The 15979-nt window shown below is 60.8% G+C and carries 15 protein-coding genes; 7 read left to right on the top strand and 8 right to left on the bottom strand.

Annotation, left to right across the window (positions count from 1 at the left end):
• Positions 1-38: 38 nt before the first annotated feature.
• Genes lnt through GSR16_RS18180 form a run of 8 tightly spaced genes read right to left on the bottom strand, consistent with a single transcriptional unit; the run spans position 39 to position 6232 of the window.
• A complete protein-coding gene (lnt, locus tag GSR16_RS18215; protein ID WP_159879895.1) occupies positions 39-1559 on the bottom strand; it encodes an apolipoprotein N-acyltransferase in 1521 nt (506 codons plus the stop codon).
• A 1-nt stretch (position 1560) separates the two neighbouring features.
• Positions 1561-2415, bottom strand: coding sequence for an HlyC/CorC family transporter (locus tag GSR16_RS18210; protein ID WP_159879893.1), 855 nt, complete (start codon positions 2413-2415; stop codon positions 1561-1563).
• Positions 2416-2419: 4 nt separating this feature from the next.
• Complete coding sequence (gene ybeY / locus GSR16_RS18205; RefSeq protein WP_159879882.1) at positions 2420-2926, bottom strand: rRNA maturation RNase YbeY; 507 nt, start codon at positions 2924-2926, stop codon at positions 2420-2422.
• A complete protein-coding gene (locus GSR16_RS18200; RefSeq protein WP_159879880.1) occupies positions 2904-3866 on the bottom strand; it encodes a PhoH family protein in 963 nt (320 codons plus the stop codon). The genes ybeY and GSR16_RS18200 overlap by 23 nt, the downstream gene beginning before the upstream one ends.
• Before the next feature lie 15 nt (positions 3867-3881).
• Positions 3882-4223, bottom strand: coding sequence for a hypothetical protein (locus GSR16_RS18195; protein WP_159879878.1), 342 nt, complete (start codon positions 4221-4223; stop codon positions 3882-3884).
• On the bottom strand, positions 4220-4516 hold the full coding sequence (locus GSR16_RS18190; protein ID WP_159879876.1) for a YciI family protein: 297 nt from the start codon (positions 4514-4516) through the stop codon (positions 4220-4222). The genes GSR16_RS18195 and GSR16_RS18190 overlap by 4 nt, the downstream gene beginning before the upstream one ends.
• 21 nt (positions 4517-4537) lie before the next feature.
• Positions 4538-5872 carry a tRNA (N6-isopentenyl adenosine(37)-C2)-methylthiotransferase MiaB gene (miaB, locus tag GSR16_RS18185; protein WP_159879874.1) on the bottom strand — a complete coding sequence of 445 codons (1335 nt, stop codon included), beginning with the start codon at positions 5870-5872 and terminating at the stop codon, positions 4538-4540.
• Between the two features lie 39 nt (positions 5873-5911).
• Positions 5912-6232, bottom strand: coding sequence for a hypothetical protein (locus tag GSR16_RS18180; protein ID WP_159879872.1), 321 nt, complete (start codon positions 6230-6232; stop codon positions 5912-5914).
• 487 nt (positions 6233-6719) lie between these two features.
• On the opposite strand from GSR16_RS18180, the gene rbsK reads away from it, so the two are divergent.
• The 7 genes from rbsK to GSR16_RS18145 all read left to right on the top strand — a co-directional run bounded on the left by rbsK (position 6720) and on the right by GSR16_RS18145 (position 15931).
• Complete coding sequence (gene rbsK / locus GSR16_RS18175; protein ID WP_159879870.1) at positions 6720-7607, top strand: ribokinase; 888 nt, start codon at positions 6720-6722, stop codon at positions 7605-7607.
• Complete coding sequence (rbsD, locus tag GSR16_RS18170; RefSeq protein WP_159879868.1) at positions 7604-8002, top strand: D-ribose pyranase; 399 nt, start codon at positions 7604-7606, stop codon at positions 8000-8002. Before rbsK ends, rbsD begins: the two co-directional genes overlap by 4 nt.
• A 10-nt stretch (positions 8003-8012) precedes the next feature.
• Positions 8013-9503: a sugar ABC transporter ATP-binding protein gene (locus tag GSR16_RS18165; RefSeq protein ID WP_159879866.1), complete on the top strand. Its 1491-nt coding sequence runs from the start codon at positions 8013-8015 to the stop codon at positions 9501-9503.
• A 21-nt stretch (positions 9504-9524) separates the two neighbouring features.
• Positions 9525-10463 carry an ABC transporter permease gene (locus GSR16_RS18160; protein WP_159879864.1) on the top strand — a complete coding sequence of 313 codons (939 nt, stop codon included), beginning with the start codon at positions 9525-9527 and terminating at the stop codon, positions 10461-10463.
• A 75-nt stretch (positions 10464-10538) separates the two neighbouring features.
• On the top strand, positions 10539-11480 hold the full coding sequence (gene rbsB / locus GSR16_RS18155) for a ribose ABC transporter substrate-binding protein RbsB (RefSeq protein WP_159879862.1): 942 nt from the start codon (positions 10539-10541) through the stop codon (positions 11478-11480).
• Positions 11481-11797: 317 nt separating this feature from the next.
• Positions 11798-12802, top strand: a complete 1005-nt coding sequence (locus GSR16_RS18150) for a LacI family DNA-binding transcriptional regulator (protein ID WP_159879860.1) — start codon at positions 11798-11800, stop codon at positions 12800-12802.
• Between the two features lie 186 nt (positions 12803-12988).
• Positions 12989-15931 carry a bifunctional diguanylate cyclase/phosphodiesterase gene (locus GSR16_RS18145; RefSeq protein WP_159879858.1) on the top strand — a complete coding sequence of 981 codons (2943 nt, stop codon included), beginning with the start codon at positions 12989-12991 and terminating at the stop codon, positions 15929-15931.
• Positions 15932-15979 lie beyond the last annotated feature (48 nt).

The raw sequence follows: 15979 nt of genomic DNA, 5'->3' as shown, positions 1-15979 counted from the left end.
GCAAAAGCCCTCCACACGGAGGGCTTTTTTGTTGTCTGCTACGCTGCCTGATTTGGTGTAGGCGGTGGACGCTGCTGGCGCCGTTGCCAGGCTCCCAGGGCCATTGCCAGTGTCAGTAGGCTGATGCAGCCGATGATTACCGGTTGGTTGCCATACTGCATATACGGTGTTCGGCCCTGATAATCCTGCACCATGCCTTCCAGTACTTGCTGGGTGAATGGTGCGGCCACGCTGGCGATGTCGCCGTTGGGGCGCACGATGGCAGTCATGCCGGTATTGGTGGCACGCAACATGAAACGGCCTGTTTCCAGAGCACGAGCCTGGGACAGCTGCAGATGCTGGCTCATGGCCACACTCTTGCCGAACCAGGCGAGATTGCTGACATTGGCCAGAATCCCGGCCTGGGCCGCAGGGCCGATCAGCTCCTCGCCAAAGCTGTCCTCATAGCAGATATTGAATGCCACCTTGTGACCGGCAAGCGTCAATGGATGCTGGTTTTCACCGCCACGGGAAAAGCCGGACAATGGCATGTTCATGTACTGATAAATCCAGCCGATCAGGCCCGGAAGCGGAATGAATTCACCAAATGGCACCAGATGGTCCTTGGCATAGGAGGGCAGTGCCGGGTCGGTAAGAACGACTACGGCATTCAGATAGCCGCGGCCATCTGCGGTACGGCGTGGAATGCCGGTTGCTAGCGCCATGTTCTTGCGCTGGGCATCCCCGGCCATCATGGTGAGGTAGCCGGATGGCAAATCGTCCAGGAATACCGGCAGGGCGGTTTCCGGCAGGATCATCAGATCGGCACGGGTACTGGCAACCTGCTGGTAATAGGTTGTCAGGGTAGATTCAAAGGTTGCCGGATCCCATTTCATCGCCTGGGGAATATCTCCCTGTGCCAGTGCTACGCGATATGCTTTGCCGACGGGTTCGGTCCAGCTGACGGTTTGTAGCCAGTAGCCGCTACTCCACAAGACAAGCAATCCGATAAGGGTGGCCATGCGTTGCAGGCGTTGACCGTTGGCCAGTAATACCAATGCCCCGGCGCTGAGTGCTACCAGCCAGCTGACCAGATGTACCCCGCCAATGGGAATGAAACCGGCCAGCGGGCTTTCCGTTACCTGTGAATAGCCGACTGCACCCCAGGGGAAACCGGTCATTACCCAGCTGCGCAGCCATTCACCCAGCTCCCACAGCGCCGGAAAGGCCAGCAGCCAGCGGACCCAGAGGCGGCTGTCGATACGGCTGGTCAGCCAGCAGGCCAGACCAGGCCAGATGGCCAGGTAGGCCGGCAGCAGCAGGACCAAGGGTGCAGCCAGCATGGCGGGCAGGCCGGCGATGTCGTGCAGGCTGTTGTAGATCCAGTTGAAGTTGCTGGCATAGGCCGCCACCCCCCAGACGTAGCCGATACGGAAGGCAAGCCGGGGATTGCGCTGCACCAGCTGTGCCAATGCCGCCAGTGACAGTGGCAGCAGGCCGTACAGGCGGTAAGGGGCAAAACCGTACAGGGTAAGTGCGCCGGCAATGGCGGCGGCAATCAGCACAAGCAGGGTGCGCATGTCAGTCAGTGCTGCTTTCGGCGGTGTTGCTGTGTAGGCGTTCCACCAGCAGGGTTTGCAGGCGACGGCTATCGGCGCGCAATACGGTGAAGCGCAGCGAGCCGGATTCAACGGTTTCACCACGCTTGGGCAGATGGCCGATTAGCGAAAGTACCAGTCCGCCTACGGTATCCACGTCATCGTCTTCATAGCTGGTGGCAAAGTATTCGTTGAAGTCGGCCACTTCGGTAAGGGCGTTGACGCGGTAGCGCTGGTCGCGTACCGGTACGATATTGTTGTCGTCTTCCTCGAAGTCGTATTCGTCCTCGATGTCGCCGACAATCTGCTCGATCACATCCTCGATGGTGACCAGGCCGGACACGCCGCCATATTCGTCCACCACGATGGCCATGTGATTGCGGTTGGAGCGGAATTCGCGCAGCAACACGTCCAGCGGTTTGGATTCCGGCACGAACACGCTGGCACGCAGGGTGGCGCGCAGGTCAAAACTCTTGGGCGCATGGAAGTAATGCAGCAAGTCCTTGGCCAGCAGAATGCCCAGCACGTCGTCCTTGTTGTCGCCAATCACCGGAAAGCGCGAGTGGCCGGTGCGCAGCACGTCCGGCAGCAGGCGCTCGATCGGGTCGTCGATGCGGATCACATCCATCTGGCTGCGCGGAATCATCACGTCGCGGGCGGTCAGGTCGCTCACTTCCAGCACGCCTTCAATCATGGATAGCGCTTCGGCATCCAGCAGATTACGTTCAAAGGCGGAGTGCAGCAGGGTGATCAGCTCCTCGCGGTCTTCCGGTTCGCGCAGGAGCATGGCGGACAAGCGTTCCAACAGGCTGGGCTTGTGTTTACTGGGGTCTTCCATGGGGTTAGCGTTTTTCCTCTAGATAGGGATCGGGATATCCTAACTTCGCCATAATGACGGTTTCAAGCGTTTCCATGATTTCGGCCTCTTCGTCATCTTCGTGGTCGAAGCCTTGCAGGTGCAGCATGCCGTGTACCAGCAAGTGGGCATAGTGGGCCATCAGGTCTATGCCCTGTTCGGCGGCTTCCTTTTCCACCACCTCGGTGCACAGCACCAGGTCGCCAAATAAAGGCAGATCGGCAATGTTTTCGCCTTCGTTCAGTGCGAAAGACAGCACATTGGTGGCGTAGTCCTTGCCGCGGTAGCTGTGGTTAAGGCTGCGGCCTTCCTCGCTGCCTACCAGCAGGATGCTGACCTGGGCTTGCTTTACATCGGCCTGCAAGGCGGCCTGGCAGCAACGGCGAATCAGTTTGGCTTCAGGCAGCAGCTGCGCCTGGCTGCGGTCTTCCAGTGTCAGTTGCAGACGGGCGGCAAGGCGCGGCAGCAGGTTATTTCGCTTGGCTTGTTTCATCGTTCTTCAATTGATAGTGGTCGTAGGCATCAACAATTTTCTGCACCAGCGGGTGGCGCACCACGTCGTCGCTCTGGAAATGGTGGAAGTGAATGCCACGTACATGGCCCAGAATCTTTTCCACTTCCACCAGTCCGCTTTTCTGATGGCGTTGCAGGTCGATCTGCGTTACGTCGCCGGTAATCACCGCACGTGAGCCAAAGCCGATGCGGGTGAGGAACATCTTCATTTGTTCCGGCGTGGTGTTTTGCGCTTCGTCCAGAATGATGAAGGCGTTGTTCAGTGTACGGCCACGCATATAGGCCAGCGGTGCAATTTCAATCAGGTTTTTTTCGAACAGGCGGGTGACGCGGTCAAAACCCATCAGGTCGTACAGGGCGTCGTAGAGCGGACGCAGGTAGGGGTCGACCTTTTGTGCCAGATCGCCGGGCAAGAAGCCCAGCTTTTCACCGGCCTCCACCGCCGGGCGCACCAGCACGATGCGCTTGATGGCATCGCGCTCCATGGCATCCACTGCGCAGGCGACGGCGAGATAGGTCTTGCCGGTACCGGCCGGGCCGATGCCGAAGGTGATGTCGTACTGGCTGATGGCCTTGATATAGCCGCTCTGGCGCGGGGTGCGGCCGCGCAGGTCGCCACGACGGGTCAGCAGCACCGGGGCGTCGGCATCTGCTTGCTGATTGTGCTGGCGGGCCTCCACCAGTTCCAGCTGTACATCGTCGATAGAGATGTCCTGCTTTTCCGCCAGCAGGTAGAGGCGGGTCAGGCTGTAGACCGCCAGATCGGCCTGTTCGCCGCTGCACTTGAAGTGCTCGCCACGGCGCTGGATCAGTACATCCAGACCGGTTTCGATCTGCTTGAGGTTTTCATCCAGCGGGCCGCACAGGCGGGCCAGCCGTTCGTTATCGACCGGATTGAAACTGAGAGGAGTGGTATTCATTGTCAGGGCAAGATGTCAGTGGCTGAACAGCAGGGCAAACCAGAAGCTGGCTTCCAGTACAAGCAAGACGCAGGCCAGCAGTGTCAGCAGCATGAACAGCCCGTTGCGCAAGCCGGCAGAGGGCAGTTTGTCCAGCAGCCACAGCAGGCCGGCATAAACTAGGGCGGTGGGAATCAGCGCCGCCGGGCCGGTCAGCAGCAAGAGTGAGCGGCTACCCCAGTTGCCATTGCTGCCGGGCTGGCCGACCAGCAGGCTGAGCAGCAACAGCACAGGCAGGGCGATCAGGCTGAACAGTGCCACCTTGCGGGCATGGCGGCCAAGCGGACGAGGGACTGGCGTAACGGCGCTATCGCTCATGCTGTCGGGCTGTCCTGCAGCGCTTCCAGGCCGGCGGCTGTCATGCTGGGATGAAATTCGGTGATGTCGTAACGCGCCAGCCCGGCCACGGCAAACGGGTCCTGCGCCAGCTGTTGCTGCAGTCGCTGGCGTTCGCCGGTGGCCAGGATGATGCCGCCGGTGCGTGGCTCCTTGCGGCCTGAAGCCAGAAACAGCCCGTCGGCATAGCATTGCTTCAGCCACAGCACATGGTGTTCCAGCTGGGCGTCTATCTCTTCCAGCGGGGCGATATAACTGAGTGAAACGATGAACATGACGGATCTGTCCTTGGTGGCTTACAGGGTTTCGTGCAGCAGGATTTCCCCTGCCAGCGAATGCGGACGCGCTTCGGTAATCACCACGTCCACCATCTGCTTGAGCAGACGCGGGTGGCCGACAAAATTCACCACCCGGTTATTGGCGGTACGCGCGGCCAGCATGTTCGGGTCTTTCTTGGAGATGTTTTCCACCAGCACGCGTTGCACGCTGCCAACCATGCTTTGGTTGATGGCAAAGCCGCGCGCCTCGATGACTTCGTTCAGCGCTTCCAGCCGGCGCACTTTTTCCGTATGCGGGGTGTCGTCGGTGAGGTTGGCTGCTGGTGTGCCGGGGCGTGCGCTGTAGATGAACACATAGCTGAAGTCGAATGCCAGATCCTGCACCAGCTTCAGCGTTTGCGCGAAGTCCGCGTCGGTTTCGCCGGGGAAGCCGACGATGAAGTCGGACGACAGGCACAGGTCCGGTCGCAGCACGCGCAGCTTGCGGATGATGGACTTGTATTCCAGCGCGGTATAACCGCGCTTCATCGCGGTGAGAATACGATCAGCACCGCTTTGCACCGGCAGGTGCAGGTGCGATACCAGCTTGGGCAGCTTGCCGTAGCAATCGATGATGCGCTGGGTGAACTCGCGCGGGTGGCTGGTGGTGAAGCGCAGGCGCTCCACGCCGGGGATTTCGTGCACGTATTCCAGCAGCAGGGCAAAGTCGGCAATTTCGCCATCGGCCATCAAGCCACGGTAGGCGTTGACGTTTTGCCCCAGCAGGGTGATTTCCTTCACCCCTTGCTGGGTGAGCCCGGCAATTTCGGTCAGTACGTCTTCAAACGGGCGGGAAACTTCCTCGCCACGGGTATAGGGCACCACGCAGAAGGAGCAGTACTTGGAGCAGCCTTCCATGATGGACACGAAGGCGGCAGCCCCATCCACCTTGGCTGGCGGAATGTGGTCGAATTTTTCGATTTCCGGGAAGGAAATATCTACCTGTGCCGCGCCGCTGTGCTGGCGGGCGCGGATCATCTCCGGCAGGCGGTGCAGGGTTTGCGGGCCAAACACCACATCCACATAAGGCGCGCGCTTGACGATGGTGTCGCCTTCCTGACTGGCCACACAGCCGCCAACGCCGATGATCAGGTCGGGGCGGGCTTCTTTTAGCGGGCGAATGCGGCCCAGGTCGGAAAACACTTTTTCCTGCGCCTTTTCGCGCACGCTACAGGTGTTGAACAGGATGACGTCGGCTTCTTCCGGATTGTCTGTCTTGATCATGCCTTCGGCATCGCCCAGAACGTCGACCATCTTGTCGGAGTCGTATTCGTTCATCTGGCAGCCGAAGGTCTTGATGTATACCTTCTTCATTGCAACAGGGATTCCAGCGGGTTCATCGGGTGGGAGGCCTTACTGCTGGCGCTGCTGCAGCAGCGCAATTTCATCGTCACTCAGCACCCAGATACGGTTGATGTTGCCTTGCAGGTCCAGCGTGATGCCTACCGGTTTGCCCACCAGCGTGGATAGCTGGCCGGTTAGCAGGAACAGATTGTTGGCATCGTAGATGCGCAGCCCCGGCGCGGTGGTATAGCTTTGCCCGGTGGGAAGCACCGTGGCAAGCAGCGAAGAAAGCAGGGAGCTTTCGCTTTTCACGAAGGTGACGACATTGTTATCTACGCTGGACAGCGTACCGGCCATGATATTGGCAGGCAGCAGTCTGTTCACGGCCATGGCTGGCAGCGAAAGCAGACAGAGCAGGAGGGCGGTAATGAGTGTTTTCATAATCAAATGAATGTGTTGGCTGGAGTTTAGCACAGCCGACGCGCCGACGCAGGGGACTTGTCATCCCGTTTGCGGTCGCGGCGATTATGTTGCGCTGCGCCAGCCAAATCAGCTGAAACATTGCCTGGCCTGGCTGAGCGAATTTGTGCGTTGCAACTACAAGCTGGGCTGTCATGGCACCGGGCTGGTGCCTTGCTGGTGGCAATTACCGGGAAATCAGCCTCATCCTGCACCAGGGTGTGGTTTTTTTTTGCTGCCATGTAGTTGAAAACTTACAATTTTTGCGTTTTGCGCTTCCACCTGACTGTAGGCTCTGCTATAAGTTCACCGCATTGCTGAGTACGTTTTAGCGTTTGATCAACAGCAGCTCGCCGCCGCTTATGCTCGGCACCGGAGTAGGTGCTGGTGCGGTAGGCTGCCTGAAGAAAGACAGGACATGAGCCGAGTTTTGCTGATCGGTAGCATCAATATGGATCTGGTGGTGGAGGCTGACAGCTTCCCGCGTCAGGGTGAAACCCTGTTTGGTCGCCGCTTTGCCACCTATCCGGGCGGCAAGGGTGCCAATCAGGCGGTGGCTGCTGCCCGGCTGGGCGCAGAGGTCAGCCTGATTGCCTGTGTCGGCAAGGATGCCTTTGGTACCGAGCTGCTGGCTGGCCTGCAAGCCGAAGGCGTGGATACCCGCTGGGTGCGGCAGGTGGAAGAAGCCACCGGCATGGCCAGCATCACGCTGGCCGGCGGAGACAATGCCATCATGGTGGTGTCTGGTGCCAATAATGCGGTATCGCCGGCGCAACTGGATGCTGCCGAAGCGGCCTTTGCCGCGGCCGATGTCGTGCTGGCCCAGCTGGAAGTACCACTGGCTACCGTTGAGCATGCCGCCATGCTGGCAGCCCGCCACGGCAAGCCTTTCATTCTGAATCCGGCCCCGGCCCAGGCCTTGCCAGCAGGCTTGCTGCAGCAGGTTTCCCTGTTGACGCCCAATGAATACGAGCTGGCGGTGGCGCTGGGTAGCCAGCAGCCATGGCAACAACTGCTGGCCAGCCGTCCGGCAGGCATCGTGATGACCCAGGGTAGCCAGGGTGCCAGCTATGTAGATGCCCAAGGCCAGTTGCAGCAGGTGGCCGGCTTTCCGGTTGAGGCCGTAGATAGCACCGGTGCCGGTGATACCTTCAATGGTGCGCTGGCTACGTTCTGGCCGCTGGGCCTGGCCGAGGCGGTGCGCCGCGCCAATGCCGCCGCCGCACTGTCGGTAACCAGGCAGGGCGCACAAAGCGGCATGCCCACGCTGGCAGCCCTGCAACAATTTCTGGAACAAAAAGCATGAAAAAGCTGGGACATCTGAACCGCGACATCGCCCGCGTGCTGGCCGGCATGGGTCATACCGACAGTCTGGTGATTGCGGATTGCGGCCTGCCGATTCCGCCTGGTGTGGAGTGCATCGACCTGGCGCTGGCGCTGGGCGAACCCGGCTTTGCCCGCGTGCTGGAAACCGTGCTGGCTGATTTCCAATGTGAGCGCGCGGTATTTGCCGATGAGTGTCGCAGTCATAATCCAGCCGTGGTTGAACTGGCGGCAGGGTTGGCACAGCAAGGCGTGGCGCTGGATTTTGTCAGCCATGAACAATTCAAGCAGCGCTGCCAGCAGGCAAGGGCGATCATCCGTACCGGTGAATGTACGCCGTACGCCAATGTGATCCTGCACTCCGGCGTGATTTTCTGAGGACCTGACCATGAATGTTGTCATGCAGGGCATCAGCAAGGCATTCGGCCCGGTGCGGGTGCTGGAAGAAGTCGACTTTGCCATTGCCGGTGGCGAAATCCATGCGCTGATGGGAGAGAACGGCGCCGGCAAGTCCACGCTGATGAAGATTCTCAGCGGGGTATATCGCAGCGATGCCGGCAGCATCGTGATAGACGGCAAGGCGGTGGACATCCGCTCCACCCGTCAGGCCGAAGCCTGTGGCATTGCCATCATCCATCAGGAGCTGAACCTGATTCCGCAACTGTCGGTGATGGAAAACCTGTTTCTTGGCCGCGAGCCGTCGCGCTTCGGCGTGATCGACAGCGCCCGCATGCGGCGCGAGGCCAAGGCCCAGCTGGCGGCGCTGGGCGCCAGTGGCATAGACCCGGAAGCCGAAGCCGGCAGCCTGTCCATCGGTCAGCAGCAGATGGTGGAAATTGCCAAGGCACTGGCCATGGATGCGCGCCTGCTGATCATGGACGAACCCACCGCCGCATTGACCGAACGCGAGATCGACACCCTGTTCGGCCTGATGCAGGCGCTGAAAGCGCGTGGCGTCGCCATCGTTTATGTCTCGCACCGCATGGAAGAAATCTTCCGCATCTGCGACAAGATCAGCGTGCTGCGCGATGGCCGCTTTGTCGGTGAGCGGGTGATTGCCAGCACTGATTTCGATGAAGTGGTGCACATGATGGTGGGCCGCGAAATCGGCGACCGCTTCCCCAAGCGCACGGTGCAGCCGGGGGCTGTACGCCTGCAGGTGGACGGACTGGCTGACGAGCATCATGTACGCGACATCAGCTTTGCTGTACGGGCTGGTGAAGTGCTGGGCGTGGCCGGGCTGATGGGCGCGGGGCGCAGTGAAATCCTCAAGACCCTGTTTGGCCTGAACCGCCGTACCGCTGGGTCGGTATTGCTGGATGGTGAAGCGGTCAGCCTGCACAGCCCGGGCGCGGCCATTGCCGCTGGCCTCGCCTTTGTGACGGAAGACCGCAAGAGCCAGGGCCTGGTGCTGGGCATGTCGTTGCGGGAAAACGCCACCCTGGTGCATCTGCCGCAGTACGCCCGGCTGGGCGTGGTGTCGGATGCGGCCGAGCAACAGGCGGTGGCCGGCTTGATCGAGCAATTGCGCATTCGTACCCGCGACGCCGAGCTGGAAGTGAAATCGCTGTCTGGCGGCAATCAGCAAAAAGTGGTGTTTGCCAAATGGCTGGCCCAGCCGCCCAAGGTATTGCTGCTGGACGAACCTACCCGTGGGGTGGACGTGGGTGGCAAGGCCGAGATTTATCACATCATCAACCAACTGGCTGCCGCGGGTGTGGCCATCGTGATGGTGTCGTCGGAATTGCCGGAAGTCATGGCCATGAGCAACCGCATCCTGGTGATACACGAGGGCCGCCAGACCGGCCTGTTCGAGGCCGCCGAGGCCACCCAGGAAAGCATCATGGCTGCGGCCACCGGTACGGCGCATGCCGCCTGAACAAGAGCAAGGGAACAAATAATGACTCCAAAACAAAAAGCCACCCTGCAGAAGCTGGGACCCTTCATCGCCCTGGTGCTGGTGTCGGTGGGGCTGGCCGTACTCAGCCCGGACTTTCTGACCGTGGCCAACCTGCTGAACGTGATGCGGCAGGTGTCCATCAATGCGCTGATTGCCTTTGGCATGACGCTGGTGATCCTGCTGGGCGGCATCGACCTGTCGGTGGGTTCCATCCTGGCGCTGTCCTCGGTAGGCATTGCCACGCTGATCCAGGCTGGGGTGTCGCCCTTGCTGGCCACCCTGCTGGGGGTGATCGGCGGCGGGCTGATGGGTTTGTTCAATGGCCTGGTGGTGAGCAAGGGCAAGGTGGCACCGTTCATCGCCACCCTGGCCTCGATGACCATTCTGCGTGGCCTCGCACTGGTGGTGTCCGGCGGCAGCCCGATCACCGGTTTCAACAGCGACCTGTTCTCCATGCTGGGCGGCGGTTATGTGGCCGGGCTGGTGCCGATTCCGGTGGTGTGGATGCTGATCATGTTCGGCCTGTTTGCCTTCCTGCTGAAGAAAACCGTGTTCGGCCGCCATGTGTACGCCACCGGTGGCAATGAGGAAGCCGCCCGTCTGTCCGGCGTGAAGGTGGATCAGATCAAGCTGTGGGTCTATACCGTTTCCGGTGCCATGTCGGCCATGGCCGGGGTGGTGCTCACCTCGCGGCTGAACTCGGCTCAGCCTACCGCTGGCAGCGGCTACGAGCTGGATGCCATCGCCGCCGTGGTGCTGGGTGGTACCAGCCTGACCGGTGGCCGTGGCTGGATTTTCGGCACGCTGATGGGCGCGCTGCTGATTGGCGTGCTGAACAATGGCCTTAACCTGTTGGGCGTATCGTCCTTCTACCAGCAGGTGATCAAGGGTGTGGTCATCTTGCTGGCGGTGCTGATCGACCGCAGCGGCAAAAAGTAAACCCGGGTTTTCAATCAACAAAAGTCCTGTCCAGGGCTGTTTAACGCAACGTAGTCAATATCAGGGAGACTCACCATGAATCGCATTCTTCATCCGCTGCTGGCCAGCATGTTGGTGTTCGGCATTGCCGCCTGCTCCAAGCAAGGTCCGGACAGCGCCGCGCCGGCAGCTGCCAGTGCGCCTGCCGCTGCCGCCGATGGCAAGCTGACCGTCGGTCTGGCGGTATCCACCCTGAACAACCCCTTCTTCGTGTCGCTGCGCAAGGGCGCAGAAGACGAAGCCAAGAAAGACGGCGTCACGCTGATTACCGTGGATGCCCAGGACGACCCGGCCAAGCAGCAGGCCAGTGTGGAAGACCTGATCCAGAAGAAGGTCAGCGTTATCCTGATCAACCCGACCGACTCCTCTGCCGTGGCCAATGTGGTGAAGGAAGCTACCGGCAAGGGCATCAAGGTGGTGTCGCTGGATCGTAGCGTGAACGGTGCCGAAGTTAGCGCCCACATTGCCTCGGACAACGTGGCGGGCGGCAAGATGGCCGGTGAGTTCCTGTTGGAAAAGCTGGGTGGCAAGGGCCGCGTGGTCGAGCTGGAAGGCATTGCCGGTTCTTCTGCTGCGCGTGAGCGTGGCGAAGGCTTTCACAAGGTGGTGGATGGCAAGGCCGAAGTGAAACTACTGGCCAAGCAACCGGCTGATTTTGACCGCGCCAAGGGCCTGTCGGTGATGGAAAACATCATCCAGGGCAACAAGGACATCCAGGGCGTGTTTGCCCACAACGACGAAATGGCGCTGGGCGCGCTCAAGGCCATTCAGGCTGCCGGCCTGAAAAACGTGGTGGTAGTGGGCTTTGATGCCACCGCCGACGCGGTTGCCGCGGTGAAGGCCGGTACCCTGGCCGCCACCGTGCAGCAACAGCCTGAGCTGATCGGCCAGTACGGCATCCAGACCGCCAAGAAACTGGCAGCGGGCCAGAGCGTGGACAAGTTCATTCCGGTACCGCTGAACCTGATCAAGCAATAAGCGGGAAGCCATGCCTGGCACAGGTTTTTTTCCTCTGACCACGGATTGTTGAAAACCCATCTCGCTTTCCTTCGGGAAAGCGAGGCTCCCTTCTTAAATCAGCAAGGCAAGGGCGGGGGGATTGGGAATAGACAGGAAGGCTGCGGAATCAATCTGTGAATGGAGAGGCCCGGCTTTGCCGGGTCCTGTGCAATCGCACCAATGTTATTGCTAGCCGCCGGCTTGTAATACAATCGCTACAAGCCAGCCAACCCCCGCTGCTGACAAGGCCCCGGGGGTTGTTGCTGTCTGTGTTAATCCCTTACAGAAAGTCTTGCGTGACTGCCTACAAGCGCCTCACCATCGATGACATTGCCAGCCTGGCCGGCGTATCCCGTACCACGGCCAGCATGGTGCTCAATGGCCATGCCGAGCGTTATCGCATTTCGCCAGCCACGGTGGAACGGGTGGAAAAGGTGGCGCGCGAGCATCATTTCAATCCTTCCCAGTCGGCACGTTCGCTGCGCAGCAAACGCAGCAACAGCATAGGGCTGGTGATTCCCGACCTGACCAACTCCGCCCATGCCGCGCTGGCGCAGGCCATGGAAAACCTGTGCCGCGAGCGGGATTACCAGCTGGTGCTGGTAACCAGCGATGAAGACCCGCAGCGCGAGGCCGAAGGCATGGCGCATCTGGTGGCGCGGCAGGTGGATGGCATGGCCGTGGTGCCATGCAGCAGTGATGCCACACTGTACCAGCAGTGGACCAGCCGTCTGCCGCTGGTGTTTGTCGATCGCCGCATTGATGGCAGTGGCATTCCTTCGGTGGTGACCGATGCCACCGACACCGTGGCCAGGCTGATCGGCAGCAAGCTCACGCAGGGCGTGCGCGAAGTGGTGTACTTTGGCGGCCAGCCCACGCTGTCGCCCAGTCGCGACCGGCTGGCGGGCTATCGGCAGGCCCTGCTGCAGTACGGCATCACGCCGCGCAAGGAGTGGATAGCTGAACGTGATTTCCAGCGAGCCTCCGGCTTTGCCATGATGCAGCAGTGGCATGCGCGCGAAGGGCGTTATCCGCAGGCGTTGTTTACCGCTTCGATTACCCTGCTGGAGGGGGTGCTGTCTTTCATGAGCCAGACTCACCACCTGCGCGAGGCACCATCCTGTCTGATGACCTTTGACGATCACCCTTTGCTCGACTGTCTGCCCATCCCGATCGACGCCATTGTGCAGGATGGCCAGCGCATGGCGGAGCAGTGCCTGCAGCAGATTTTTTCCTTGCTGCACAGTCCGCAGCCAAGCCCGGCTGATCTGGCCATTCCAGCAGGCATTACCCGTCGTTAGCATGTCGCCTTCTGCCGGCCAGGATGCACGGCTACCGGCTGGCGGAGTAGCAGGATTTTACCGTTCCTTACCTCGCCTGTTTCCCAATTGTCATACGCTGCATCAAGATGTTGAGCATGGTGAGTGACGCTCCCGGTACATCATGATAATGTCAGCAAGCTGTCATTTATTACTGCAAGGTGTCTAGTGTCCGTTCGACTTCCCGTCATCATGCGGCTGGCTGTGGCGTATGCCCTGATCGGCATTCCGTCGCTCTACAGTGCCATTCCGCCTGGCTATACCGCACCGGTGTTTCCGGCAGCCGGTATTGCCCTGATGTCCTTGCTGTTGTGGGGCCGGCGTCTATGGCCCGGTGTCCTGCTTGGATCCTTGCTGGTGCAACTGGTAGCCAGCTGGCAATCCGGCGTGCAGGGCACGGGTTTTCTTGCCTTGCTGGTGGTTCCCTCCGCCGCTACCTTGCAGGCCCTCACCGGACGCTGGCTGGTTACCCGCTGGATAGGCTGGCCCAACCGGCTGGATAGTCCATACAGCGTTATCCGGCTGATGCTGCTGTTGATCCCGCTGTCCTGCCTGGTGAGTAGCGGTCTCAGCGTACCGCTGCTGGTGGCCCTGGGTGTGCTGACACAGAGCGACACTCTGTTCAATGTATGGAACTGGTGGCTGGGCGATACCTTTGGCTGCCTCATCATGTTGCCGTTGATGCTGGCCTGGTTTGGCCGTCCGCGCAGCGAGTGGCGCGCGCGCAGCCGGGCGCTGCTGTGGCCGATGCTGATGACCGCGCTGACCATGGGCAGCCTGAGCGTACTGATTCACCACTGGGAAGCCCTGCGTGTGCAGAGCCAGTTCAATCGCGATGCCAACCAGATCGAACAGGCGCTGCGCAAGCGGCTGGACATGCAGCTGGATGTGATGCTGGCTCTGCAGCAGTTGCAGTCGCGTAGCCCGGCGACATCTGCAGATCAATGGCGCGAACTGACCGGCTCCTGGCTGGCCCGCCTGCCGGGAACACAAAGCCTGGGCTGGAGTCCGCTGGTCAGCGATGCAGACCGTGCCGGCTTCGAGCGCGAAGTGCTGGGTGGCAGCCCGGTCAAGGCGCGCGATGGCGACGGCCATACGCAGCCATCGCCACAACACCCGTCCTATCTGCCCATTCGCTTCAACGAGCCGGTGCAGCCCAATCAGCGAGCGCTGGGGCTGGATATCCTGTCTTCCCCCGTGCTGGCTGGCACCATACGCCGCAGCATGCAAAGCGGGCAATCCGAAGCCAGCCCGGCCATCCGTCTGGTACAGGAAGTTGGCCAGCAAAAGGCCATCGCCCTTTATCAGGCAGTGTACGGGCCAAGTGATACGCAACAGCACCAAGTGCTGCGTGGAGTGATTTCCAGCCTGTTCCGCATGGATGACATCGTCAATGTCACCTTGCAACACGGTGTGCGCCACGATATCGAAGTCTGCCTGATCGACCGTGATGGCCTGCCAGGTTTCCACCGGCTGTCCGGCCCGCAAAACTGCGGCAAGAGCGGCTGGTTCGGCCAGCGCCCGCATATCGAAAGCCTGTTTGCTTTTGCCGGACGCAACTGGGCCTTGCGCCTGCGTGCCAGTGACGACTATCTGGATGGTCTGCGCAGCTGGCTGGAGTGGGTAGCCTTTGTGATCGGCTTGGCCCTGACCGGCTTGTTTGGCGGTTTCCTCTTGATTGTCACCGGCTATACCCGGCGTATGGAAGGCGAGGTGCAACAGCGCACCGCCGAGCTGGCCGATGCCAACCAGCAATTGCAAACTCAGCTGGATGCAACGCGCAAGGCCGAGGCCAATGTGACTTATCTGGCCTTGCACGACAGCTTAACCGGCCTGCCCAACCGGCCTTGCTGGCTGAACATGGCGCGTAATGCCATGGCTGGTGCTACCGGGCAACAGCAGCAACTGGCGGTTCTGTTTCTGGATATGGATGAATTCAAGACCGTCAATGACAGTCTGGGACATCCGGTGGGGGATCAGCTGCTGGTCAGCATTGCCCGTCGTTTGCAGCAACCGCTGCCGCCGGATGCCACCCTGGCACGGCTGGGCGGTGATGAATTCGTGATTCTGTTGCCCTATACCCAGCAGCACCAGCTAGATAGTCTGGGCGAGCAATTGCAGGCCCTGTTTGATCAGGGCGTACTGGTGGAAGCGCATGAACTACGCTGTACCGTCAGCATCGGGGTGGCGCTGTTCCCGCAGGACGGACAGGACCCGGACACCTTGCTGCGCCATGCCGACATGGCCATGTATGCCGCCAAGGAGGCCGGGCGCGATACCCTGCGCTACTACTCGCCGGAAATGAATGTGCTGGCAATGGAGCGCCTGACGCTGGAGCGTGATCTGCGGCGCGCCTTGCAGGACGATCCAGCTCAACTGGTGCTGCACTACCAGCCACAGGTTGATGCCGCCAGCGGCACATGCGTAGGCTGCGAGGCACTGGTGCGCTGGCAGCATCCGCAGCGTGGCCTGATGTTGCCGGGCGAGTTCATCCCGCTGGCCGAGCGCAGCGGACTGATTGTCGAGCTGGGGCGCTGGGTGCTGGCTGAAGCCTGCGCCGAGCAGGCACGCTGGAGTGATGCTGGCATGCAGCTGCCGGTATCGGTGAATCTGTCGCCCATCCAGCTGGAGCGTAGTGATCTGCAGCCTTACGTGAAAGGGCTGCTGCAGCGCCATGGCCTGATGAAGGGTGCGCTGGAACTGGAGCTGACCGAAGGTGCGCTGATGAAGGAAGACGATCACCACCTGCAGGCCTTCAACGGGCTGGTGGCACTGGGCTGCCGTTTTGCGCTGGATGATTTTGGTACCGGTTACTCATCCCTGTCGCGCTTGCGGCGTTTCCCGATCAGCCGCCTCAAGATAGACCGTGGCTTTGTCCGCACACTGCCTGGTAATACCGACGATGAAGCCGTGGTGCGCGCCACCTTGTCCATGGCGCGCGACATGGGCATGGACGTCGTGGCCGAAGGCGTGGAAACCCAGGCGCAGAGTGATTGTCTGCAGCAAATGGGCTGCCGCATCATGCAGGGCTACTGGTTTGCCCGGCCCATGCCGGCAGATCAGCTACGCGCCTTTGTCAGCGGTGTCCGTCAGCCGGTCGGTCCCGACTGAGCTTGCGCCAGCGCAAACCATGGTTGCCGTGCTTGGCCCCGCATCGGA

It is taken from the genome of Aquitalea denitrificans (genome assembly GCF_009856625.1).
Taxonomy (GTDB): domain Bacteria; phylum Pseudomonadota; class Gammaproteobacteria; order Burkholderiales; family Chromobacteriaceae; genus Aquitalea; species Aquitalea denitrificans.
The sequence above is the reverse complement of the archived record's forward strand: the minus strand, read 5'-3'. Positions and strand labels throughout refer to the sequence as shown.